Here is a 23,503-nt window from a genome sequence, read left to right as displayed (position 1 = left end):
AGGCTATCCCAGAATTAGGATTTCCCTAGAATAGGATTTTCCTAGAATAGGATTTCCCTAGAATAGGATTTGCCCGATGGCGCTGCCTACGGGGAAGACCACATTGTACAAGGCTTCATAAAGAGGCCAAAATATCACCCTTGACAGCGCCGGGAAGAAGACGAGCACCAGCAGGAGGATCGGTCCGTATTGTTCCAACTGACGCAGCCAGCCCTGGTTCCGAGCTGGCAGGAGTCCGGCCAGGACTTTCGAACCATCAAGGGGCGGGATGGGGAGCAGGTTGAATACGGCCAAGCCCACGTTGATCCCGATCATGCTCCGCAGCAAGTGACGCGCCTCAGCGATATCGCCGAAACCGACGAAAAGAGCCACCGAGATGATCGCCAGGAGCACATTCATCAACGGGCCGGCCAGGGCGACGAGCATCATCCCCCGCTGTTTGTTGCCGCGGAAGTTGTAAGGGTTGACGCCGACTGGTTTGGCCCAGCCGAAGGGACCGAAGATGAGCATGAGTGTTCCGATCGGATCCAGGTGGGGGAGCGGGTTGATGGTGAGCCGGCCTTCCCAGCGCGGTGTCGGATCGCCCAGCCAGACGGCCATGCGGGCGTGGGCGTATTCGTGCAACGCCAAGGCGATCAGGATGGCCGGCGCCCGGGCCACTAGGCTCGTCAGGTCAAAATCAAACATGATTTCCTCCTTTTGTCTCCGACGCCGGCGCTTCTTCTTGCAGGAGGCGGCGCACGAAGTCGCGCTCGGCGCCTGCGTCGGTCAGTCGGCCGTCGAGTCGCTCCCGGCGCAGCCGATTCAGGATCCGGGCGTAGATCGGTCCCGGCGGGATCTTGAGTGCTTTCAGATCGTTGCCCGTCAGACAGGGACGGGTCTCCCGGATCCGCCGCCAAGCTTCGAAAAGACGCACCGTATCGGGCAGGGAAAAGCCGGCGCGCAAGGCCAAGATGGCCTCCTCGGACCAGTCCCGGAGGATCGACTCCAGCCGGCTCAAGGGATCATCGCCGCGCAGCCAGTTCATCAGGGCTTGGTTGGTATCTTTCCCTTCCTTATGCAATTTGAACAAGTCGTCCCGCATGACCTGCTTCAGCGGGTAGTGGTCGTTGACAAAACAGACGCCTTCCATAGACAGGTGCCGAGCCAGGATGTAGAAATAAACCACCCAGGGCCGCTGTGGGACAGGCAGACCGGCCTCCGCCAAGGCTTTCAGCATCGACGGCACGGCGGACACCTCCACCTCGACCCAGGGCGTCCACACCAATCCCGGCAGCAGGTACTCCCAGAGTCCCAATTCGGTCAAACGGCGGAGCGCAGGCGCCGGGTTTTCTTCGCTCAGGATCAGGATCAGCTCGTCGACCATGCGCTCATAGGAAAGTTCGCGGATCATCTGCCGGGCAATGGCCTCGCGGGCGAAGCCCATCGTCTGCGGCTCGATGGTGAAGCCGTAGCGCTGTTCAAAACGGATCGCCCGCAGGATGCGCGTCGGATCCTCTACGAAACTCAGGTTATAGAGGACGCGGACCAGCCCCTGTTCCAGGTCCTTGACCCCCTGGAAGAAATCGACCAGTTCGCCGAAACGCTCCCGGTTGAGGCGGATGGCCAAGGCGTTGATGGTAAAGTCACGCCGATACAGGTCTTGACGCAGATCGGAAGCCTCCACCTGGGGCAGCGCTGCCGGGTATTGATAAAACTCCCGGCGAGCCGTGGCCACGTCGATCTTCTGATCGCCCCAGCGGATGACAGCAGTGCCGAACTTCTCATGGGTGCGCAAGGTTCCTTTTAAAAAGCGGGCCAATTCGGTGGCGAAACAGATGCCGTCGCCCTCAACGACCAGGTCGATATCGAGGTTGTTCACGCCCAGGAGCAGGTCCCGCACAAAGCCGCCCACCACGTAGACCTGAACGCCCTCTCCGTCGGCCAGGCGGCCTACGTCGTCAAAGAGGTCGAGGATATGGGGCGGCAACTGTTGACGCATGCGGTCGACCACTTGCCGATCCGTCCCAACCGGTGCCGCCTCTCCGGCTCGCGCGCTTCCAAAGTTGGTCCAGTAGCGAACCGGCATGTTCTCACCGTGCAAGGTGCGCAGCACGTCGGTGCGAGAGACGATGCCGACCAGTTTTCCTTCTTCGAGGACAGGCAGACGGCCGATGTCATGCTCGATCAGCAGGCGCTGGATATGGCGCAGCGATGTGTCGGGGGTGATGGTGATCACGTTGCGGGACATGAACCCCTTCACCGGGGCATGGCGCAAACCATGGATATAGGCCTTATCAAAGTCTCTGCGGCTGATGACGCCCACCAGCCGATCGCCTTCGACGACAGGCAGCCCCGTATGGCCGTAGCGGAGCATGACCTTGCCGGCGTCATCGACGGTCGTATCGGGTGTGATCGTCTTCACCGGCGAAGACATGATCTCCCGGGCGCCCCGCTGGGGCCGGATCGTATCGTAGAGGCTGCGCACCAGTTGCTCCAAGGTCAGCGCAGCATCGCCCCCCTTGATCGAAGCGGCCGCCGCTGCGCCATGCCCGCCACCGCCAAGGGGCTGAAGCAACGTGTTGACCCGCACCGCCTCGATGCGGCTGCGGGCCACCACATGGACCCGGTCATGCATGCGCACGACCGCCACCATCACGTCGGGGCTCTCGATGTCGCCCAGACGGTGAACGAGATGGGAGAGTCCCTCTACATACTCATTCAGCTCCGCCGATGTGACGACCACCCGGATGCCGTGGATGACCAGAACGACGGAACGCGACGTCAGTTCCCGGAGCAGTTCCTTCTGTTCCTTCGAGAGGGGCCTGTCGATAAACTCGTTGATGACAGACAGGTTGGCGCCGCGGCCGAGCAGGTAGGCCACGGCGGCGGCATCGCGCTCGGTGGTGGTGGAAAACATGAGCCCGCCCGTATCTTCGTAGATGCCCAGGGCGAGCACCGTCGCTTCAAAGGGTGTGAGCCGGCAGTGGCGGCGGCGCAGGATCTCGACGAGGATCGTCGTGACGGCGCCCACATCCTCCCGCACCAGTTGCGACGCCGGCGTATCGTCGGCGCCGGCGGGATGGTGGTCATAGATGTGCACATCCACATCCGGCTTTTGCGTCAGCTGTCCTAAGGGCCCCACCCGGGAGGCCATCTTCGTGTCGACGAGGATGACCCTTTTCACCTGCTGGGACGGGATGTCCTTGATCGTCTTGAATCCCAGTGTATCTTTATGCAGCGCCATGAACTCCTGTACATTGGCGCTCAATTTGCCTGCGAGGACCGGGATCGCCCGTGGATAGAGCTTGGAGGCGGCAAAAGACGCGGCCAGGCCGTCGAAATCGGTATTGTTGTGTGTGAGGATGATCTCCACCGTTGTCCGCCTCCTTGCTCATCTCATAACGTACATTATAGCATAGGCGCTTTGATTCTTTCCACTTCTTGCCCTTTTGCTGAGGATGGAGGCCCTTCCGGAATAAAAAAAACGGCGGCATCAGCGCCACCGCTTTTATCACCGTTTTGATTCAATACATCCTTCGATTACCGGCCGCTTTTTTCCGGCGTGGTGTCAGCGGCATCGTCGGTTCCCGAGCGTACCGCTTGGGGATTCTGGGACTGATTCATCTGTTCGATCATCATCTCGTAGAACTTTTCCGACATGTGCTTCACCACCTTTCGTCGGTACCCGTCAAACAGCGATGGTCACTGAATCGCGCCGCATCATTGTGGGCGCAGCCTTTACCAAGGGGGATTCGCCGCTTGCGGATCGGACCGGTTCGTTCTACCGTTGCAGGTACGGAGGGATCCGGTCGTTGCGGATCAGATCATCGAGGCTCTCCCGTTCGACGACGACCGCCGCCTTGCCATCGCGGACAAAGACCACGGCAGGGCGACCGATGCGGTTGTAGTTCATGGACATGGTGTAGTTGTAGGCGCCGGTGCAGGAGACGGCGAGGATATCGCCGGACTCGACTTTGGGCAGGGACACGTCCCAGAGGAGCATGTCGCCCGATTCGCAGCACTTACCGGTGACAGAGACGACCTCTTCGGGCTCTTGGGTGGCCTTGTTGGCCAGCATCGATTCATAGCGGGAGCCGTAGAGGGCCGGACGGGGGTTGTCGGTCATGCCGCCGTCGACGGCGACATACTTGCGGACGCCGATGATCTCCTTAACCGAGCCGACCGTGTAGAGGGTCGTGCCCGCCGTGGCGACGATAGAGCGGCCCGGCTCGACGAGGACCTTCGGTGTGGGCAGGCCGCGCTTTTCCGCCTCCAAGGCGACGGCAGAGAGCACGATGCGGGCGTATTCGGCCACGTCGCCAGGGGTGTCGGCCTCGGTGTAGCGGATACCGAAGCCGCCGCCCAGGTTGAGGATAGCCGTTTCGACGCCCGTCTCCCGGCGGATCTCGTCAATGAAGGTCATCATCACCTCGGCGGCGTAGCCGAAGGATTCCAACTCGAAGATCTGAGAGCCGATGTGGCAGTGGAGGCCGTCGTAAATCAGGTTGCCGCGCTCCAGGACGGCTTTCACACCGGCAAGGGCCTGACCGGTAGGCAGGGTGAAGCCGAACTTGGAATCGATCTGGCCGGTGCGGACGAACTCATGGGTATGGCAGTCGATGCCCGGGGTGATGCGAAGGAGCACCCGCACCAGAGCGCCCGTCTCACCGGCGATAGCATTCAGCAAGTCAGCTTCATAGAGGTTGTCGACGACGATATGGCCGACACCGTATTCGATCGCCTGCCGCAGCTCAGCCGGCGTCTTATTGTTGCCGTGAAAATAGACCTTTTCCATGGGAAAGCCGGCGCGACGGGCCGTGTACAGTTCGCCGCCGGAGACGACGTCGAGCCCCAGCCCTTCCTGCTCCACCAGGCGGCACATGGCCATGGTCATGAAGGCTTTCGAGGCGAAGAGCACCTCGCCGGCGCCGGAGGCGCTGAAAGCCTGATAGTACTTCCGACAGTTTTCCCGCAGATGGGCTTCATCCATCACATACAAGGGGCTGCCAAACTCCTTGATCAAGTCTGTGGCATCACAGCCTCCGATGGCCAGATTTCCCCGTTCGTTGATGGTAGCAGTTCCATGTAGTTTCAATGTTGCCGACTCCCCTCATCACAATGTGCTTAATTTCTTTATATGGCCGTTTGGAATTGAATGGCATTTATTCGTGGCAAAACAAAAACCGCCGGGGTCATTCCCGGCGGCGGTTAGTGTCAACGCCTGCGAATGCCGCTCTCCGATTCCCAATCATCTCGTAAGATAGCGCTCCACCGTGAAACCTCCGTCATCGAGCGAAATAGGCCGATTCAGGAGTGGGAATGTTCCGACGGTGACAGTCCTGCAGTTCTTCACTGCAGACCCAGCCCAGGTGTGGCAAACCCGAACTTCGGCGGCGATCCCTTTCCCTCCGGTGCGCTGTCCATGCCGTTGGACCTTCCCGGAGCTACTCTTGATAACCGCGCCTCTACCTCACCTCGATGGAGATGAGGCATCTCTATGAACTTGTGATAAACCTGGAGTCATCTTAGCATGGTCGAAAAAAGCTGTCAAGGCGTCAGTATCTTCCTCCGCCCTGTTCCCGGCTTCGCTGGCAGGTGATCGCTACAGGCGGATCGTCATCCCTTCCCGCGCCGCCAGACAATCGGGGTAGGCTGCCTTCGCCATTTCTTCGATCCGCTGCATATCGGCGTCGGTTCGTTCAACGGCATGATGGAAGAGGACTAAGGTCTTGGCCCCAGCCGCCTGCATCAGTTTGACGCCTTCTTGCCAGGTAGAATGCCCCCAGCCCTTCCGAGACGGTTGCAACCCTTCACCCTTGTATTCCTCATCAGTGTAACAGGCGTCGTAGATGACCAAGTCAGCGCCGGCGATGAAAGCTTTCAGCACCGGGTCTACCGAGGCGCAGTGTTCCGTGTCGCTCAGATAACAGCAAGAACGGCCGCCCTGCTCAATCCGGTAAGCAAGGCAGCCATCGGGGTGGTTGGTCAAGACCGTCCGCACAGTGATCCCATCGTCAAAGTCAAGCACTTCGCCGCCGGACAGGTCGTGAAAATCCAGTTGCGCCCCCATCGCTTCCAAGAGGACTGGAAAATACGGGGGCTGCATCTGCCCCCGAAACAGATCGGCAAAGGTGCGTCCCAACTTCGCCTGACCATAGAGGGCGAAGCGGTTTTGGTCAGCGAAAGCAGGCCCAAAGAAGGGAAAGCCCTGGATGTGATCCCAGTGGATGTGAGAGATGAGAAAGGCGCCCCGGATCGGTCCGCTGTTGTTTTTGAGCAAGGCCTGTCCCAAATGGTAGAGACCGGATCCCGCATCAATGATAAAGTCGCGCTCACCGATCCGCACCTGGACGCAGGCGGTGTTGCCGCCGTATTGAGTCGTCAATGGTCCCGGCACGGGCAAGGAACCCCTTACCCCCCAAAAGGTCACCTCAAAGCCTAGCTGAGCCAAACCTTTTCCTTTCCTCTCTTCATGGCATTTTATCACCACTTTGACACTCCTGTTTCATTGACCCGCGACTTGAGGGACCGTCCCCTCCGAAGGGTTCTCCGCAGGCCGATGGGATCTCTGCAGGCCGAAGAGATCTCTGCAGGCCGAAGGCGGCAAGGGGCAGATCTTGCATAGTACCTGCAGACCGAAGGAGTCTTGCTGCCATCTACTAGACTGTACGACGAAAAAGCCTGATTCCCTCCTGCCCTCCTCCCTTTTTCGCGACCACTCGTTACAACAACCGTGGCGCCGCCGCGATCAGGCGCTGCGTATAGGGCATCTGTGGCATGCCTGTCACCTGCCAGGACAGCCCCTCCTCCACCACCTGCCCTTCTTGAAGCACCAGGATGCGGTCACTGACTTTCCGGGCCAGCGCCAGGTCATGGGTGATAAAGATCATGGCCAACCCACGCTGCTCCTGCAGGTGCATGAGCAGTTTCAAGATACGCGCCTGAGCCAGAGTATCCAGGGCCGACGTGGGTTCATCGGCGATCAGCAGTTTGGGATTCAGGATCAGCGCTCGGGCGATAACCAGGCGCTGGGCCTCCCCGCCACTGAGGTAGTGAACATAGGCGGAAAGAAGGGCTTCTGAGGGGAAAAAGCCCACTTCGACAAGGGCTTTTTTGATCCGCTCTTCCCGCTCCTCCCTACTGCCCAGCCCCTGGATGACGAGCGGTTCGAGAAGGGCCTCCCTCACTGTCATGCGGTGGCTGACGGCATCTTGCGGATGCTGAAAAATCAGTTGCGCCTTCCGGTAAAAATCCTTTCCCCGCGCGCTGACCGGCGCCTCTTCAAAAAAAAGCTGTCCTGCCTCCGCTTTTTCCAAACCCATGATCAACCGGGCGATGGTGCTTTTCCCTGATCCGCTCTGACCGACAATCGCCAGCGTTTCCCCTTCGGCCAAGGAAAAGGACAGCCCCGCCACGGCTGTGACAGAACCGAAGGACTTGCTGAGACCTTCGACGCGGATCAAGGGAATAACACCGCCCCGGTGACAAGCGATTTTGCGGCCTTCCCGCCCTTGAAGGGCCGGACTTTCCGTCGCGCAGCGGTCCACCGCCTGGGTGCAGCGAGGTCGAAAGGCGCAGCCCCGCAGCAGGCGCGGCCGACTCGCCCCCTGCGTCGCTTCGGCATATCCCTCCGCCGGGGAAGATAGCAGCATTGCCTCCCATTCATCGCGGATTCCCTGAATGTCCTTCGTCGTCGTCATATTGGGATAAGCCCGGAGCAACGCCCGGCTATAGGGGTGACCCGGTCTGGAAAAGACATCGGAAAGGGCTCCTTCCTCGACGATCCGTCCCCGGTACATCACCGCCACCCGTTGACAGAGGGCCGACGCCGTAGCCAGGTCATGGGTGATGACCAGCATCGCCCGCTCCCGCTGCAACCCTTTCAGGCAGTCAAGGATCTCGCTACGGGTGATGGGATCGAGGGAAGCAGTCGGCTCATCTAAAATCAAAAAATCAGGGTTATTGACCAGCGCCATCGCCAGCATCACCTGCTGCCGCTGGCCGCCGCTCAATTGATGGGGGTAGGCATTCTGCCGCCGGGAGGGAAAACCGGTTTTGACGAGCGCCTGGCGCGCTTCTTTGCGGGCGCCTTCCGGCGACGCCAGACCGTGGACGAAGACCGCCTCGGCCACCTGGTCGAGCACAGGGATCACCGGGTTAAGCCCATTCGCTGTGTTTTGGAAAACCATGGCAAAGTGCCGACCCCGCAGTTCGCGCCACTTCTCCTCAGACAGACGCAGCAGATCTGTCTCCGCTTCGCCAAAGGGCAACCCCTCGACGACGATGGCCCCTGCCTTCTCTCCCTCGCTCAGGCCCATCAAGGAGAGGGCCAACGTCGTCTTGCCGGCCCCTGATTCACCGATGACGGCGACAGATTCTCCCCGGGCGATGTCCAGGTCCACACCGCCGATTATCTCCTTGCCTCCAAAGCAAACCTGTACATCACGGATACAAATCTTCAACCCCATGACCCTCCACAGGTGGTTTGACCATTTCTTCCAGGGCGTGACCGATGCAGGTCAAGGCCACCATCGTCACGGACAGGGCGGCGCCGACAGGCAAGAGGCACCACATCCACACTTCCAGATAGGTAAAACCGAGAGCATGGCGGATCATGGCGCCCCAACTGACCGTATTGGGGTCCGCCAAGCCGATAAAAGACAGTCCCGCCTCCATGAAGACGGCCTGCCGGGCGCCCTGCAAGAACAGCACCGACAGGAGGGGAACCAGATCGGGAAAGATATGGCGAGCAAAGAGATAGCTCTTCCCGGCGCCAAAAGCAGCGGCCGCATAGACAGCCGCCCTTTCTTTCAGCGACAGCGCCTGCGCTCGGATCACCCGCGCCCCCGGTCCCCAGAGCAGCAGCGAGAAGAGGGCGATCTCCAACCAAGGCGATGGACTGAGGTAGGTGGAGACCAACAGGATCAGCACCAGATGAGGTACAGCCAGCAGCACATCGGTCAACCTCATCAGCAACCGGTCGACCCAGCCCCCGCCCATGGCCGAAAGAGCGCCGACAAGGCAGGCGAGGGCCGTCGATGAAAAAGCCACCCCGAGGGCTACCAGGAAGGAGGTGCGACCGCCGGCAAGCAGACAGGCCAGAATGTCCTGGCCCACATCGTTGGTGCCCAGCCAGTGTTCCCCCGAGGGGGGCGCAAAAAGGGCATAAGAAGTAGCCTGCGGCGCATAGGGAGACAGCCAAGGTCCGATGAGACAAAGGGCGGCGAAAGCGGCAGCCAGCGTCAGCCCCAGCCGCCCGAGGGGATGGGAAATAAAGCGTTGGCGGTAATTAATATGCATCGTTGACCCTCGGATCCAGCTTTTGCAGCAGCTTGTCCGCCAGCAGGTTGCAGGTGATCACCAGGCAGGCGACGATGAAGAAGAGGCCCTGCACCAAGGGGTAATCCCTGGACAGCAACCCCTGATGGATCACATGGCCCAAGCCCGGGTAGGCAAAAACCATCTCTACAAACAATGCCCCGGTCAACGCCTTGCCGGCCAAGACACCCAGCCGGGCCACAGAAGGGAGCAACGCATTACGCCCGCCATGGCGAAATTGGAGTCTCCAGGGACCGACGCCCTTCGCTCGGGCCGTCCGCATGAAGGGCGCGTCCAGGATGTTCACCATGGCGCTGCGAGTCAACAAATAAAACTCGGGCAAAGTGGCCAAGGTCAAGGCGACGACCGGGAGGATCATGTGGGCGATCACATCACCGAGCCAGCGCAGCCCTGTCCATCCCGCATAAGCGGTCACGGCGCCCGAAAGCGGGAACCAGCCTAGCTGGACGGCGAAGAGCAACAGCAAGAGCACGCCGATGAAGTAGTTGGGCAAACCGCTGAGAGCCACCATGGCCAAGGAGAGGCCGCGATCGACAGGATGGCCGCGGCGCCAGCCGGAATAGATGCCCGCCAACAGACCAATCGAGAAGGAAAGCAACAGGGACACACCTGTCAGGGCCAACGTCCAGGGAAGGGCGCCACCGATGACGGCGCTGACGGGCGCCTGATAGGCGTAAGAGTAGCCCAGATCGCCCTGCAGCAGGTTCACCCAATATGAGACAAACTGAGCCGACAAGGGCTGGTCCAGGGCCATACGGCGGATCAGTTCAGCCTTAGTCTCCTCACTCATGCACAGCAACGCCTCTTCCCCAAGGGCCTGTAAAGGATCCCCCGGCATCGAACGAGGCAGAACAAAATTCAGCGTTATCAGAACAAGCAACGCGAAGAGATGCGTGAGGAGGCCTTTTCGTGAAGACTTGCCCAAAAACATCACTCTCTCGTTCAGGGCCGCACGAAAGCCAGTTTATTGAGGGGCAGCGGGATGCCGACGGAGATGCCGCCCTGTGTGTAAAAGAGGTTTACCTTGCCGTTATGGCACCAGTAGTCTGTGGGGTAGTAGAGGCTCAAGGCCGGCAGATCCTCCGCGTAGATACGCTGAGCCTCCCGCACCTGTTCCTTGCGTTTCTCTTCATCCATGGCGGACAGTTGTTCATTCAATAATGCATTCAACCGGCTGTTGTCGTTGTAGCGGGCACTGAGAAAGCCCTGCCCGGTGATCATCCTGCTGAAAAACTGCGGGTCACCGCCGATGCCCCCATGACCGCTGACGGCCAGGTCAAAATCCCATGCGCCGACCTTGGCGTCCACGGTCTTGGCTTCCAGACTTTTTACGCGGACCTTGATCCCGATGCGGGCCAATTGCTCTTTGATGATCTCCCCGTCGCGCCCGTTATCAGGCGAACAGAGGAGTTCCAAAGACAGTTCCCGACACTCTTTGACCAGGCTCCCCTGTTCCAAAAAATATCCCAGCGACGCCAACAGCTCCCTGGCTTTCTCCAGATCGGCAGTGTAAGGCGTCACCTGCGGCTCATGCCAAGGGCTGTCGGGCGGGATCAGGCCAGGACTGGCCGGAGCGCCTTGTCCGCGCAGCGATTTGGCCACCAGTTCCTGACGGTCAATCGTATAAGCCAGGGCCTGGCGAAAAGCTTTGTCTGAAAACGGCGCCTTCTGGTGATTGAACATCAGCTTGGCGTTCCAGAAATGAGGCCCTCGGATCACCTGCATGCCGACTTGCCTCATTTGCTCCGCCGTCTCTCCCGGAATTTGGGCCGCGTCCACCTCCCCCTTGGTCAGCGCGGCAGCGGCCATGCTTTCATTCAGTTTCACAAAACGGATCTGCGCCACCTTCGGCTTGCCGCCGTAATAGCGGTCGTTGGCCTGATAGAGGTATGTACCGTGCTCCTTGCTGTAATCGACGAGCCGGTAAGGACCGGAGCCGATGAGCACTTCTTTTTCGGCATGCTCTTCCGGTCTTTCAATCGCAGCCCAGATGTGGCGGGGCAGGATGGGCAAGGCACCGGCAACGTTCTCCAGAAAAGGCGCGTAGTGCCTCTTGAGAGTGATCTGCACTGTTTGCGCGTCGACAGCCTCCACCTTCTCCACTTCGCTCAAGTCAACCCATGGATAGGGATGCTTTTTCATATACTCAAAGGTGAACAGAACGTCGCCGGCAGTGACTTTTTGTCCGTCATGCCAAAGGGCGTCATCGCGCAGTGCAAAACGGTAGGCCTTGGTCCCTTCATCGTAACTCCAATGACTGGCCAAGGCAGGCGTAAAGCCCTGCTCGTCTTTCCAGATCAGCGTATCGTAGAGAAAACTCATGCGCAGATAACCGGGCCCCCGCTGGTAGTGGCCCCAGGGAGAGGGAAAACCCCAGTCGCCCCGGGGATCGGCAATGGTATAGGTGTCGATTGGCCCGCTTTGAACCGCCTTCTGCGCCGGTTGGCCGACACATCCGGACAGCAAGGTCATAACCAGAAACAGGGTTGTCACAAGGCCGGCCAGAGGGCGGGCTGTCTGCTTCGTCCATGCTTTCATCATTGCCCCTCCTTCTACCAACCTCGGCTGTAGTCAGGGTGGCAATCAAGGCAAACAGGCTTGCCATCAGCCAAACGCGCCCGTGACTCGGCCAGGGGCTCGCCACAGCGGCTACAGACAACCGTATTGAAGAGTCTGGCTTTTTGCACCGGAGGCATGGGAACCGCTGTAATCCGGAACAAGGCTTCAACCGGCATGCGCAGCAAATCGTTCATGCGCGCCTGTTGCAAACGGCTCCACTCGGATCGTTCCTCTGGCGTGGCCTCCCCAGCCATCACCTTGGCCCGGAGTTCGGCACTCCGTCTATCCCTATGCGATTCGCCAGGAAGGGTAACCACGCGGACGGCTTGACAGCTCTTTCGATCGGCCAGTGTCAGGGCGTGCTTACCCCGATCGCGATAGATCAGATTGCCTTTGCCGATCGTGCACCCGGTCAACCACTGGACGGCGTCCGCGCCGCAGGCGTCCGTCTCGATAACGGCGAAGAGTTCCTCATCGCCGTCGCGCTTCACTTTCAGCGCCTCCATGGCGATGAGCGCCTGCCGAAAGCCGATGGCCAAGCCGGGACAGGCATGACCATGAAAGCGCACACATTGTTGCCAGCGCTCTTGTTCCTGCCAGTTCCGGGTATCCACTTGATTGTCCTGTTGATTGTCCTGTTGAAGGTTCATTGGAGCGTCCACCTTTCGTGCTTCTTCTAGGCATACGAATCTAGACAAACAAAAAAGCCACGAAGAACCAAGCCTCTGCTTCTGCTAAGGCATTGGAACCTTCATGGCTCCCTCGTTTCCTTGCTATTGACACTTATCTATTGGCGCTTACCGAGAAAAATCCTTTTTCGCACCGATCTTCACAATCAATTTTTACACTTCTGATCGCCTTTTTCTGCAATCTCCGCTAAGTCTCTCCGGCGGGACTCGCGCGGTTCAACCCTGTTTACGCTGGCCTAAAATGCCCAAAAGCTGCTGGGATTGCCTGACCGAGAGTTGCTGGATATCCCCTACATAGCGGGTCATCCAGTGAAACTACCCTGAAAACTTTTCCAAAAAAATACAATAGGATGCCCGGGACAGCCCATTGCTAAACCGCCTAGAAAACATTACCTGTAAATATCAACATCATTTTTATGCGGCCTGACTTGTTTCCTCAATCGTTACCTTATATCCCATGGCTTCAAGACGTTTCACGGTCCGATTCACCACAGACTGCTTTCGCCGCTGGTCATGATAATTTGCCCCGAGCTCTTTATACGGTTCACGATTTGTAACAATGTGATAGAAGATCACGAGAATTCGATGTCCCACCGCGAGGGCCGCTCGGTTTTTTCCACGTCGAGCCGCGATTCGGTGGTACATGGCGGAAAGAAAGGTATCTTTCGTTCTAGTTGCTGCACGCCCTGCTTCGACCAATGCGCTGCGAAGATGCTTATTTCCCTTACGTGTCCTCCCGGACTTTCGCTTTCCGGCACTTTCGTTATTCCCTGGAGCCATACCCACCCAAGAGGCTAAATGCGCCGCGTCGGGAAATCGGGACATATCGAGTCCGACCTCCCCCAGCAGATGCTCTGCTGTACGACGACCCACACCCGGTATGGTATCAAGGAGCTGGATCAATTCTTCCGCCATGTTCATTTGGCGAGCTACGGCATGATCCAATCGTTTGATTTGCTCATCCAGGTAGTCAAGATGTTTCAATTGCTCGCTCAGCATCATTTGTTGGTGAGGTCCCACCAATCCATCCAATGCTTTGGCCAATTCATCTTTCTTCGCTTTCATCCGCCCTTTGGCGTGTTGAGCAAGTTCCTCCGGTGTAGACTGACCTTCAATGATACCTTCGATCATCTTGCGAGATGATACACCAAGGATATCCGAAGCGACGGATGCCAGCTTAATGTTGGCTCCTTCGAGAACTTTTTGCATTCGGTTCAGTTCTCGACTTCGTTCATCAATCATGCTTTTGCGATATCGGAGTAATTCCCGAAGTTCCCGCTGAGGTCGGTTCGGAATAAAGCTTCGTTTCAGAAGCCCGTGCCGCATCAAGCTCGCAATCCACTCCGCATCTTTAACGTCCGTCTTTCGCCCAGGAACCATTTTAATATGCTGCGCATTGACCACCCAAGCTTCAATCCCGAATAATTCCAACAGATTATAAGAGTCTGTCTAAAAACCCCCTCAAGAGAGGGCAAAAAGCAAGACGTTTTTATATGGAAATTGGTGGAATTTAAAGGGAATTCGACTCTTCGCGTCGAAGGATATAGGTACAAAGACTGTTTATAGCGAGGCGATGTACCTTGTTTCGATTCGATGTGGACCCCCAAGTTAGCTTTTACGACTTTGCAGCCCTCTGGGACCAACTTGTGCCTGCCGATTCCGTCTTTCGCCTGTTTCGTGAATTGGCGCCCCTATTAATACAACCGGAGGATTTTACAGGTCTCTATTGCCTTGACAACGGACGTCCCAGTCATGCGGCCCGGCAGATGACGATGGCCTGCATGTTACAGGAAATGCTGGGCGAAACAGACCGGGGGATGGAAGCACAGACACGTGTGAACATCGAGGTCAAGTTTGCGTTAGGAATGGCCCTCGATGAACCGGGCATTGATCACGCCAATTTTGGCGTCCACCGGCAACGGCTCATCCAAAAGGAACTTGATAAGGTCTATCTCGATCGCTTTATCCGGTTGATGTACTACCTGGGCGTTTTGACAGGGAAAGAACCTTGGATAACGGACACGACCCATGTCATAGCTCCCATCAGTGCCCCCACGACCATCGAACTGATCCGCCAAGCCATGCGCCTGTTGGTGCGTCTTTTGGCGAAGCAATACAGTGTTCCATGGCATGCAATCCCCCATGCCCCTCGGGCGGTACGTTACCTGGAAACAGTGACGGAAGTGAAAGAGCATAACCTGGACGATAAGGCCAAAATGGAACGGCTTGTTGAAGTGGTCAGCGAGGCTGACGAACTGCTGGCCTACGTGGAGTCATCGGAGGCTTCGTGGAAGAAGAAGCCCGATGTCATTCATTACGCCCTTTTGCTTTGCCGTATCCTCCGTGAACGAATCATTCGGAAAGATGATGGAACTCTTGAGATAGCCCCCGGCGGTTCTGTCAAAGATATGATAGTTTCGGCTGTAGACAGCGAAGCCCGTTTCGGTTGTAAGGGCAAGACGAAATGGCGCGGGTATAAGATGGCCATCGTCGAAGTCGGAAATTCCGGATTTATCGCCGCCGCCGAGGCCATGAAAGCCAACGACTATGACGGCTCCAGTCTGGTGCCGTTAGCGGATCAGCTTCCCACCGATTGTGTAGAAAACCCGACGATCATTGGAGATACCCACTATGGTGCGGGCGATGACCGTGTCACCCTCAAGGAAAAAGGCATTGACGTAGTGGCGCCACTTTCACCAAAGACAAAATGTGATATCCTCGCGGGCGAGGGATTTCAAGTTTCCGAAGACCAAACACAACTGATCTGCCCGAGAGGAAAAGTCATCACCACCTATTCGGAAGTGGCAGATGGGAAGAACTTCGTGCTTCGCGCCAAGGACCATGATTGCAAGCACTGCCCTCGTTACACGACCTGTTTTAAAGAAAAGAAACATCGGCGCACGATTTTTATTCACAACGCCTATGGTGTCATGCTCGAGGCGGCAAAGCACTCCCAAACGAAAATCTATAAGGAACAGATGCGTCTTCGCAGCCGCATCGAAGCCAAGCAAAATGAACTGGTCAACCGTTACGGACTGCGCCGGGTTCGCCGTATCGGAAAACGAAATCTGGCTTATGCCGCCCGGCTCAGCGCGTTAGCGGCGAACTTTCAAAAACTCAACCGTCTACGAAATGATAAGAATGCAACCATGGTGTTGGAGGTGAGTGCCTTACGCGGTGTTGCTTTCAAAAAAGCCGCATAAGGTGCAAGGGGGAGATCTGCCCTTTTTGAGGAAAATCCTCAAAAAGGGCCGGTGAGACCGATAAAAAGACTCTAGTTTTTTGCTGTTTGTATTAAAAAATCATGCTTTTGCAAGGGCTGGCTAGGGAATTTGCTTATTTTCTAGACGGCCTCTTTTAGGACTTGCCAGTCACAGACTAAGTTCAGCTTGCTTCGGTCTGTAACTCATTTGCTCGTCGCGGGGATGTCAGGCTACGGCAGTCACAGACCGGGTTCAGCTTGCTCCGGTCTGTAACAGAACGGTTCTCCGATCGAGACCTCCAGCTCGCGAACCAGTTGAAAGGCCAAGACAAGACTGGGGTCATACCCTAACCTCACCCTTACCCTGACCTCACCCTTGTTATGTTAAGTATCACACCAACACCTTCAACAGCACATACCGCCCCACCACTTTTCCAACCGCCACCACCGGCACGGCCAGGAGCAGGCCGACGATGCCAAAGAGGTGTCCGCCGGCGAGGAGGGCGAAGATGACGGCCAAGGGATGGAGTCCCACTGAGTCGCCCAAGAGCTTCGGCGAGAGCAGGTTTGCTTCGATCTGCTGGACGACGATCATGATCAGGACGGCATAGAGGGCAAGCCGCGGCGATTCGAGCAGGCCGACGACCAATGCCGGAACCATGCCGATGAGGGGGCCGAAGTAGGGGATCAGATCGGCGATGCCGGCGATGATGCCGATGAGCAGGCTGTATTCGAGGCCGATCAGGGTGAGACCGACGGTGGTCAGCACGCCGACGACGAGGGCCATAAGGAAGTTGCAGCGGACAACGGCCCGCAATATGCGGTTCACTTCCCCGCCGACGATCTGCACATGAGCGCGCAGGTTCTGGGGGACGAGGTTTAAGCTCCCCTTGCCGATGGCTTCCCAGTCGCGAAGGAAATAGAAGCTCATGACCGGGATCAGGACGATGTCGAAGGCGTTTTCAGCGAGGCTGACGGCGCTCTCCAGGAGCCAGCGCACCGCCGCCAGAATCGTCGCTTCCCCCCGGGCGAGGGTGTCGCTCCAGACCTGTTGAATGCCTGGCGGGAAGCCGGACTGAATCATGTCCTGCTGGATGCGGGCGAGCCATGCCTGCATTTGCTGGGTGTATTGAGGAAGCTGGACACTGAAGCGGTTCAGTTCGCTGAAGATGCGCGGCATGCCGAAGGCGATGAGACTGGCAAAACCGCCGAAGACGACGGCGAAGACGGCGAGGATGCTCACCACGCGGCTTAGCCCCCCTTTTTCCAACCAGACCACGCCGGGATAGAGCAGATAAGCCAGCACGAAAGCCACGGCAAAGGGAACCAAGGTCTGCCGCAACAGGTACGACAGCAGGAGCACGATCGCCCAGAATCCAGCTACAAGCAGGATGCGCCAACGGCCTTTCGGCAACGCCGTCTCCACCTCCACATGTTTTTCGCCGGAGAATCCGAAAAGCCCGCCTATGACGCGGGCTTTTCCTTCCACTCAACGCCTTATTCGAAATCGGCGCAGGATTCGCGCCGCAAGCTCCCTTTTCCCTAGGGCGCAGCGTTCGTCCCATCGAGACAGCGCAACCTTCGCCCAATTTTACACCGGCGCCGCATTCGCCCCATCGAGATCCATCAACGGCGGATCGGGCTCCAGGGCCATCAGGCTGCCGTCTTCGGCGACCTCGAAGATCTCATTCCGCTCGTTGAACTCGATAAAGCAATTCCAGCAGTAGAACTGGTTCACGCCGACCTTGCCAACCTGCTTCCCGCCACAGACAGGGCAGCTCATGGAAGTCCCTCCCTTTGCTATTCCCGCTGCCACGCGTCCTGCCAGTGATCAGCCACGATGACCGTATCGGCCCGCCATTCTGTTACGTCCGGCCAGGGAAGCTGGAGCCGCCCTGTAAGCAGGTCCTGCATCAGGCCATCAGAAACCTCTACCGCCGTGAGTTGGCCCTGGGCAGGGTCAAAGAGGATGTCGCCCACCTGCCCCAAGGGACGGCCTGCCTGGGTCCGCACGGGATGGCCCTCACAACGAGACAGGCAGAGGAGGACCGGAGTCGCCGGAGACGGTTCGCCAGGCGATGCCTGCTCATGTGCTGGTTCGCAAGGCGCTTGCTCATGACGAACCTGATCGTCAGTTGGGGGCTCATGATTGACCAGATCGTAAGCCGCTGGGACGTTAGACAAAGGCGCCTGATCATCAGGCGCATGACCCGCTGGCTCTTGCATCGCTAGCGCATGACCGGCCGATTCGTGGGACGCAGAATCATGTCCCGCTCGATCATGTGGCTTCGGCTCAAGCGACGCCGGGTCATGAGGCGCTGGCTCCGCTTCGGTCCGGATCACGTCCCGATCATAGATGACCTGCGTCCAATCGATGCGCCGGTTGGCGCTTTCCCCTTCTGCCGCCAGCAGCAACCCCGTCACCCGGCCTTCCCTGGTGTTGACGATCAAATCGGTGACCCGGCCGACGGTCTTGCCCGTCGCAGAGTGAACCACAGGCAGGTGAATGATATCTCTTCCCTTTCGCACTGCTGCGGCGGTCTCCCCTCATGTTAGCGTTGAAGCGGCTTTTGGGAACTTTTCCATGATCTATTGTTGACGGCAGCGGACGGCTTTTATACTCGTCCTTTCGCCTTGACGCCTTTCACTGGCTTCGGCTCGGGATGACGGATCTCGGGCAGCTTCAGATCCAGGTTGCGAACGATGGTGCCGCCGCCGACGACCCAATCGCCCCGGTAAAAGACGACGGCTTGTCCCGGCGTGATCGCCCGCTGGGGCGCAGCGAATTCTACGATGACGGCGGAACCGTCTTTGACGGGAGAGATGACCGCTATTGCCGGTGAGGCGCTGTAGCGGATCTTGGCCTCCACTTCCATCGGCGCTTTCAGGCCCGCAATGTCGATCCAGTTGAGGTCGTCGGCCAGGAGCCGCCGGCCTTTCACCGCCTCGTCAGGGCCGATGACGACGGCGTTGTGTTCCACATCGAGGGCGATCACGTAGGCCGGAAAGCCGAAGGCGACGCCCAGGCCCTTGCGCTGGCCTACCGTGTAAAAGGGCAACCCCCGGTGCGTGCCGATGACATTGCCCTCCTGATCGACGAAGGGACCAGGCTGGAAGCGGTGGTCGGGGTAGCGTTCCTCCAAGAAGCGCCGGTAGTCGTTGTCGGGGATGAAGCAGATCTCTTGGCTGTCGGGCTTGGAGGCGACGGCCAGGCCCAGTTGGGCCGCCTTTTCACGGATCTCCGGCTTGGTAAAACCGCCCAGCGGGAAGAGCGTCCGGGAGAGCTGCTCCTGGGTCATGTTAAAGAGGGCGTAGGACTGGTCTTTGTTCGCGTCAATGCCCCGGCCCAGGCGGTAGCGGCCCGTGGCACTGTCCTGCTCGATGCGGGCGTAATGGCCGGTGGCCACTTTGGCAGCGCCGAGGGCGAGCGATTTTTGCAAAAGGCCCTCGAACTTGATCACCCGGTTGCAGCGAATGCAAGGGTTGGGCGTTTGGCCGGCCAAATACTCGCGGCCGAAGTATTCGATGACCTCCGTTTCAAAGTAGTCGCGGAAGTTCAGCACATAGTGAGGGACGCCCAGTTTAGAGGCGACCCGCTTGGCGTCCTCGACGGCCGACAAGGAGCAGCAGCCCCCTTCGGCGCCTTCCGGGGCGTCTTTCGGCCAGATCTGCAAGGTCACGCCGATCACGTCATAGCCTTGTTCCAACAAAAGAGCGGCCGTCACAGAAGAATCGACGCCGCCGCTCATCGCCACTACTACGGTCTCTTTCACTTGAATCCCGTTCTTTCGATTATCTATTTCATGTTCACTTTTCCGGTAATCCTTTCGGCCGATCGGTTCTGATGATCATTTCGATAGCTACAGGCGGTACAGCGACATCCCGGACAGGCAAGGCCCATCCGGGTTCTGAATCCGATGCGATTCAGTCAAGCCGCACTCGGCATCCGGCCGCCTTCGCCCTTAGAGGCGCCGCTGCAAGGGGCATCTCCGCTACCTCTTCGCCTCCTGCTTCGCCTTGTAATCGGCGATGGCTTTATGGAGCGCGTCGGCGGCCAGGTTGCTGCAGTGCATCTTTTGGGGCGGCAGGCCGCCGAGGGCGTCGGCGACGGCTCTGTTCGTCAACCCCAGCGCCTCGTCGATGGTCTTGCCCTTGATCAGCTCTGTCACCATGGAGCTGGTGGCGATGGCGGCGCCGCAGCCGAAGGTTTTAAACTTCACGTCTTTGATAATGTTGTCCTCAACGTCAAGATAAATACGCATGATGTCGCCGCAAGAGGCGTTGCCCACTTCGCCGACGCCGCTGGCGTTTTCAATCTCGCCGACGTTGCGAGGGTTCATAAAGTGATCCATCACTTTATCGGTATACATGCTCAGCCCTCCTTGTTGGCATAGAGCGGGGACATGGCCCGCAGCCGTTCGACGATCGGCGGCAGCACGTCCAGCACATATTCAATATCTTCCTCGGTGTTGTCCCGTCCCAGCGTCAGCCGCAGCGAGCCGTGGGCCACTTCGTGGCAGATGCCCATGGCGAGCAGGACGTGAGAGGGATCCAGGGATCCGGAGGTGCAGGCAGAGCCGGAGGAGGCAGCGATGCCTTTCATGTCCAGCATCAGCAGCAGCGATTCACCTTCGATGTATTTGATCGACACGTTCACGTTGATGGGGATACGCTCAGTGGGGTGGCCGTTCAGTTGCACCTCGGGGATGGCCAGCAGACCCTCGATCAGGCGTTGGCGCAGTCGACCCATGCGCCCCATTTCTTCAGGCAGTTCGCGGGCCATGATCTCGGCGGCCTTGCCGAATCCGACGATGCCAGGCAGGTTTTCCGTGCCGGGGCGGCGCTTGCGCTCCTGACCGCCGCCGTGGGAGAGGGGGAACAGTTTGGTCCCTTTGCGGATATAGAGGGCACCGACCCCCTTGGGGCCGTAGATCTTGTGGGAGGAGAGGGACAGGAGGTCTACGCCGAGGTCGTTCACGTCGACGGGGATTTTGCCGACGGTCTGGACGGCATCGGTGTGCATGACGGCGCCATGGGCCTTGACGAGTTGGGTGATCTCCTTGATGGGGTTGATCGTGCCGACCTCGTTGTTGGCATGCATGATCGTGACCAAGACGGTCTCCGGCTTGAGGGCCGCCTTCACGTCCTCGACGCGGACCATGCCGTATTTATCGACAGGCAGCACGGTGACTTCAAAGCCTTCTTTGGTCAGCGCCTGGCAGGCGTCGAGGACGGCGTGGTGCTCCGCCGCCGAGGTGATGACGTGGTTGCCCTTTTTGCGCATGGCCCGGGCGACGCCGAAGATGGTCAAGTTGTCGGCCTCGGTGCCGCCGCTGGTGAAGATGATCTCTTCCGGTCGAGCGCCGATCAGGTGGGCCACCTTCGCCCGCGCCTCTTCCAGGAGCTTTTTCGCCTCCCGGCCGAAGGAATGGACGCTCGACGGGTTGCCGAAATGGTTTTGCATACAGTCGACCATGGCTTCGATGACTGCGGGATGGACGGGCGTGGTCGCGCCGTGATCGAGGTAGACGCGTCGCATGGCTCTCTCTCCTCCGATTTTCAAATGGGCGCAGCGAAAAAGTCTGTCTGTTTCGCTAGATGTGGTACATGAAGGCGCCCTCGTCATACTTCATCTTTTCAGCGTCTTTGCACATGTCCGCCAGTGTGATGGAATCGATGACCTGTTCGATCGAGTCGCGCACCTTGGCCCAGACCCGCTTGGAGATGCACTGGCTGGCGCGGGTGCAGCGCTCGGGGATGTCGTCGTTGACACAGTCGACGGGGGCCACCGGTCCTTCGAGGACGCGGATGATGTCGCCGACAGTGATCTCGGCGGGATCCCTGGCGAGGACGTAGCCCCCTTGGGCGCCCCGGATGCTGTTGACGAGGCCGGCTTTGCGCAATCCGGCGATGATCTGTTCGAGGTAATGCTCCGATATGTCCTGGCGCTCGGCCACAAGCTTCAAGGAGACGGGTCCCTGGCCGTACTGCATGGCCAGTTCGAACATGGCTCGCACACCGTATTGTCCCTTCGTCGAGAGTTTCATGGCACCACCTCTCGGTCGTATCGCTGTCTTGCTCTGGTTCGATTTCTGGGGCGTTCTGGTAAAAAGTTTGGCGATCCGCTCGCTGTCTACTCTGTAACGCCATCGGGGACAGGTCCCGCGCATACCCTACTAATTTAATAGGATTTCTTGGGGTATAGTTTACCATGGCACTCGGGATTTGTCAAACCCCGCTTTTACCGTTTTTTTCGTTCTCTTCGACCAAGTTCTCCACCTTCCGGACATAGGCCTCGATGTCGAATTTGCGGCGCAGGCCGGCGGCGTTCATGTAACGGACCTTGCCAAAGATGGCCCGCTCGCCCCAGGGCCGGTCATGTTTGCCGAAACACCAGGCGATGCCGGTGTAGCCGTTGGGATCGCGCCCGTCAAGGGCGTAGGTGTCGTTCAGTTCGACGGCGATCCGGTAGGCCCTCTCCGGATCGGCCGTCCATTCGAGGATCTTCTTGCCCCAGTACATGCGCATGTAGCCGTGCATCTTGCCGCGCAGGACAAGTTCGGTCTGGGCGGCGTTCCAGTAGCGGTCATGGGTGCAGGCGTTCTCCAATTCCGCCTTTGTATAGTTGAATTCTCTGCTATCGAGCCGGTGGCTATGCAGTGTTGCCTGCGCCCAGGCGGGCAGGGCGGCGAATTGGTCATAGGCGGGATTGTAGTAGGCGAAGTTCATGGCCAGTTCGCGGCGGACGATCAATTCTTCCAAAAAAGCAGCCAGACCGGGGTTGGGAGATGGGCCCACACCGACGGGGGATGGGCCTGTGCCATCGAGGGATAAGCCCGTTCCATCAAGGGATAGGTCTGTTGCAACAGCCTGCCGGGCCTTCAATGCCACCTCCAACGGTGAGATCTGGCCAAAATGCAGGAAGGGGCTCAGCTCAGAGAGGCCGTCGAGGGAGGGGTCCTTTTTGTCTTCATGATAACGGAAGAGCTTCTTGCCCAGGAAATCGTCAAGGCGACGGTGGGCTTCTTTTGAACCGCCCCGCCAGCCCCTGGCCGGGGAGATGGAGGCGTCGACGGACAGGGCAGTCACGATCGACGACAGGGGGGTAGCGGAGTCGGCAAAAACCGGTTCTCCGGGAAGCGCCTCATCGAGCAATGCTTCAACATCCGGAGCTGGGCAATCCGTATCCCGCTCCTCCAATGGAACCAGGAAAGTGTCCAGCAGCCTTTTGATCTTGGGCCGAAACGTGGCCGCCCCATACTCCTCTTTCGGCGACGCCGTCTCGACAGGGACGATGACATCGCTTTCCACTTGGATGAAGGGACAGTCGATCCGGGCGGCGGCAGCCTCCCGCCACTGGCGCTGGTAGCGCAGGTAGCCTCGGTCAGTGACGACGAGGGCGGCCCGCCGGGCGAGCGCGACGACACCCTCCACCGGAGGAATGCGCCGGATGATCATGGCGATGCCCCGGCGTTGCAAGGCCTCCCGAACATCGCAGAGCCCCTCCAACAAGAAACGGTAATGACGCGCATTTGCGCCGGGTACGCCTCCTGTCAGGCCGAAGAAAACGAGCACGGGCAGGCCCAGTTTGTTGGCCTCCCCGATGGCGTATTCCAAGGCATGGTTGTATTCAGCCCGCTGGCTGGCTTGCATCCAATAGAGAACATACCGACCCGCCTGAGCAGAGCCAGCGTTAAGGACTTGGATTCGTTCGCGTTGAATCAAAAATTCA

General features: G+C 58.7%; 19 protein-coding genes and 1 riboswitch. Of the genes, 1 reads left to right on the top strand and 18 read right to left on the bottom strand.

Annotated features, from left to right (window positions below):
• Positions 1 to 57: 57 nt before the first annotated feature.
• The 10 genes from HM1_RS08470 to HM1_RS08425 all read right to left on the bottom strand — a co-directional run bounded on the left by HM1_RS08470 (position 58) and on the right by HM1_RS08425 (position 14,000).
• Complete coding sequence (locus HM1_RS08470) at positions 58 to 687, bottom strand: site-2 protease family protein (RefSeq protein ID WP_012282943.1); 630 nt, start codon at positions 685 to 687, stop codon at positions 58 to 60.
• A complete protein-coding gene (locus HM1_RS08465; RefSeq protein WP_012282942.1) occupies positions 680 to 3,355 on the bottom strand; it encodes a CBS domain-containing protein in 2,676 nt (891 codons plus the stop codon). Before HM1_RS08465 ends, HM1_RS08470 begins: the two co-directional genes overlap by 8 nt.
• Positions 3,356 to 3,763: 408 nt before the next feature.
• Entirely contained in the window at positions 3,764 to 5,077 is a 1,314-nt protein-coding gene (gene lysA, locus HM1_RS08460) for a diaminopimelate decarboxylase (protein WP_012282939.1), read from the bottom strand.
• A gap of 158 nt (positions 5,078 to 5,235) precedes the next feature.
• Positions 5,236 to 5,458, bottom strand: a riboswitch (Lysine riboswitch).
• Positions 5,459 to 5,584: 126 nt separating this feature from the next.
• On the bottom strand, positions 5,585 to 6,379 hold the full coding sequence (locus HM1_RS08455; protein ID WP_236995007.1) for an MBL fold metallo-hydrolase: 795 nt from the start codon (positions 6,377 to 6,379) through the stop codon (positions 5,585 to 5,587).
• Positions 6,380 to 6,704: 325 nt separating this feature from the next.
• On the bottom strand, positions 6,705 to 8,444 hold the full coding sequence (locus HM1_RS08450) for an ABC transporter ATP-binding protein (RefSeq protein ID WP_236995006.1): 1,740 nt from the start codon (positions 8,442 to 8,444) through the stop codon (positions 6,705 to 6,707).
• Positions 8,425 to 9,282, bottom strand: coding sequence for an ABC transporter permease (locus HM1_RS08445; protein WP_012282936.1), 858 nt, complete (start codon positions 9,280 to 9,282; stop codon positions 8,425 to 8,427). Before HM1_RS08445 ends, HM1_RS08450 begins: the two co-directional genes overlap by 20 nt.
• Entirely contained in the window at positions 9,272 to 10,111 is an 840-nt protein-coding gene (locus HM1_RS08440; RefSeq protein ID WP_236995005.1) for an ABC transporter permease, read from the bottom strand. The genes HM1_RS08445 and HM1_RS08440 overlap by 11 nt, the downstream gene beginning before the upstream one ends.
• A gap of 152 nt (positions 10,112 to 10,263) precedes the next feature.
• On the bottom strand, positions 10,264 to 11,859 hold the full coding sequence (locus HM1_RS08435) for an ABC transporter substrate-binding protein (protein WP_148207179.1): 1,596 nt from the start codon (positions 11,857 to 11,859) through the stop codon (positions 10,264 to 10,266).
• A gap of 14 nt (positions 11,860 to 11,873) precedes the next feature.
• Positions 11,874 to 12,530 carry an FmdE family protein gene (locus tag HM1_RS08430; protein ID WP_049754089.1) on the bottom strand — a complete coding sequence of 219 codons (657 nt, stop codon included), beginning with the start codon at positions 12,528 to 12,530 and terminating at the stop codon, positions 11,874 to 11,876.
• A gap of 453 nt (positions 12,531 to 12,983) precedes the next feature.
• Positions 12,984 to 14,000 (bottom strand): IS110 family RNA-guided transposase, encoded by a 1,017-nt coding sequence (locus tag HM1_RS08425; protein WP_012282932.1) that lies wholly within the window; start codon positions 13,998 to 14,000, stop codon positions 12,984 to 12,986.
• A gap of 149 nt (positions 14,001 to 14,149) precedes the next feature.
• Here HM1_RS08425 and HM1_RS08420 point away from each other — a divergent pair, with 149 nt between their 5' ends.
• Positions 14,150 to 15,772 (top strand): IS1182-like element ISHmo2 family transposase, encoded by a 1,623-nt coding sequence (locus tag HM1_RS08420; RefSeq protein WP_012281187.1) that lies wholly within the window; start codon positions 14,150 to 14,152, stop codon positions 15,770 to 15,772.
• A 390-nt stretch (positions 15,773 to 16,162) separates the two neighbouring features.
• Here HM1_RS08420 and HM1_RS08415 read toward each other — a convergent pair whose 3' ends face one another.
• The 8 genes from HM1_RS08415 to HM1_RS08380 form a co-directional block, all read right to left on the bottom strand.
• A complete protein-coding gene (locus HM1_RS08415) occupies positions 16,163 to 17,260 on the bottom strand; it encodes an AI-2E family transporter (RefSeq protein ID WP_012282931.1) in 1,098 nt (365 codons plus the stop codon).
• Between the two features lie 102 nt (positions 17,261 to 17,362).
• Positions 17,363 to 17,554, bottom strand: a complete 192-nt coding sequence (locus HM1_RS08410; protein ID WP_012282930.1) for a hypothetical protein — start codon at positions 17,552 to 17,554, stop codon at positions 17,363 to 17,365.
• 17 nt (positions 17,555 to 17,571) lie between these two features.
• Complete coding sequence (locus HM1_RS14650) at positions 17,572 to 18,300, bottom strand: PRC-barrel domain-containing protein (protein ID WP_012282929.1); 729 nt, start codon at positions 18,298 to 18,300, stop codon at positions 17,572 to 17,574.
• A gap of 86 nt (positions 18,301 to 18,386) precedes the next feature.
• Positions 18,387 to 19,544 (bottom strand): tRNA 2-thiouridine(34) synthase MnmA, encoded by a 1,158-nt coding sequence (gene mnmA, locus HM1_RS08400; protein ID WP_012282928.1) that lies wholly within the window; start codon positions 19,542 to 19,544, stop codon positions 18,387 to 18,389.
• A gap of 219 nt (positions 19,545 to 19,763) precedes the next feature.
• Positions 19,764 to 20,141, bottom strand: a complete 378-nt coding sequence (gene nifU / locus HM1_RS08395; RefSeq protein WP_012282927.1) for a Fe-S cluster assembly scaffold protein NifU — start codon at positions 20,139 to 20,141, stop codon at positions 19,764 to 19,766.
• A 2-nt stretch (positions 20,142 to 20,143) separates the two neighbouring features.
• Positions 20,144 to 21,310, bottom strand: coding sequence for a cysteine desulfurase NifS (gene nifS / locus HM1_RS08390; protein WP_012282926.1), 1,167 nt, complete (start codon positions 21,308 to 21,310; stop codon positions 20,144 to 20,146).
• A gap of 55 nt (positions 21,311 to 21,365) precedes the next feature.
• Positions 21,366 to 21,818: an RrF2 family transcriptional regulator gene (locus HM1_RS08385; protein ID WP_012282924.1), complete on the bottom strand. Its 453-nt coding sequence runs from the start codon at positions 21,816 to 21,818 to the stop codon at positions 21,366 to 21,368.
• A 181-nt stretch (positions 21,819 to 21,999) separates the two neighbouring features.
• A complete protein-coding gene (locus HM1_RS08380) occupies positions 22,000 to 23,496 on the bottom strand; it encodes a deoxyribodipyrimidine photo-lyase (RefSeq protein ID WP_012282923.1) in 1,497 nt (498 codons plus the stop codon).
• Between the last annotated feature and the right edge of the window lie 7 nt (positions 23,497 to 23,503).

Origin of the sequence: Heliomicrobium modesticaldum Ice1 (genome assembly GCF_000019165.1) — a bacterium.
GTDB lineage: Bacteria > Bacillota > Desulfitobacteriia > Heliobacteriales > Heliobacteriaceae > Heliomicrobium > Heliomicrobium modesticaldum.
This window is presented reverse-complemented; position numbering and strand designations above follow the sequence as displayed.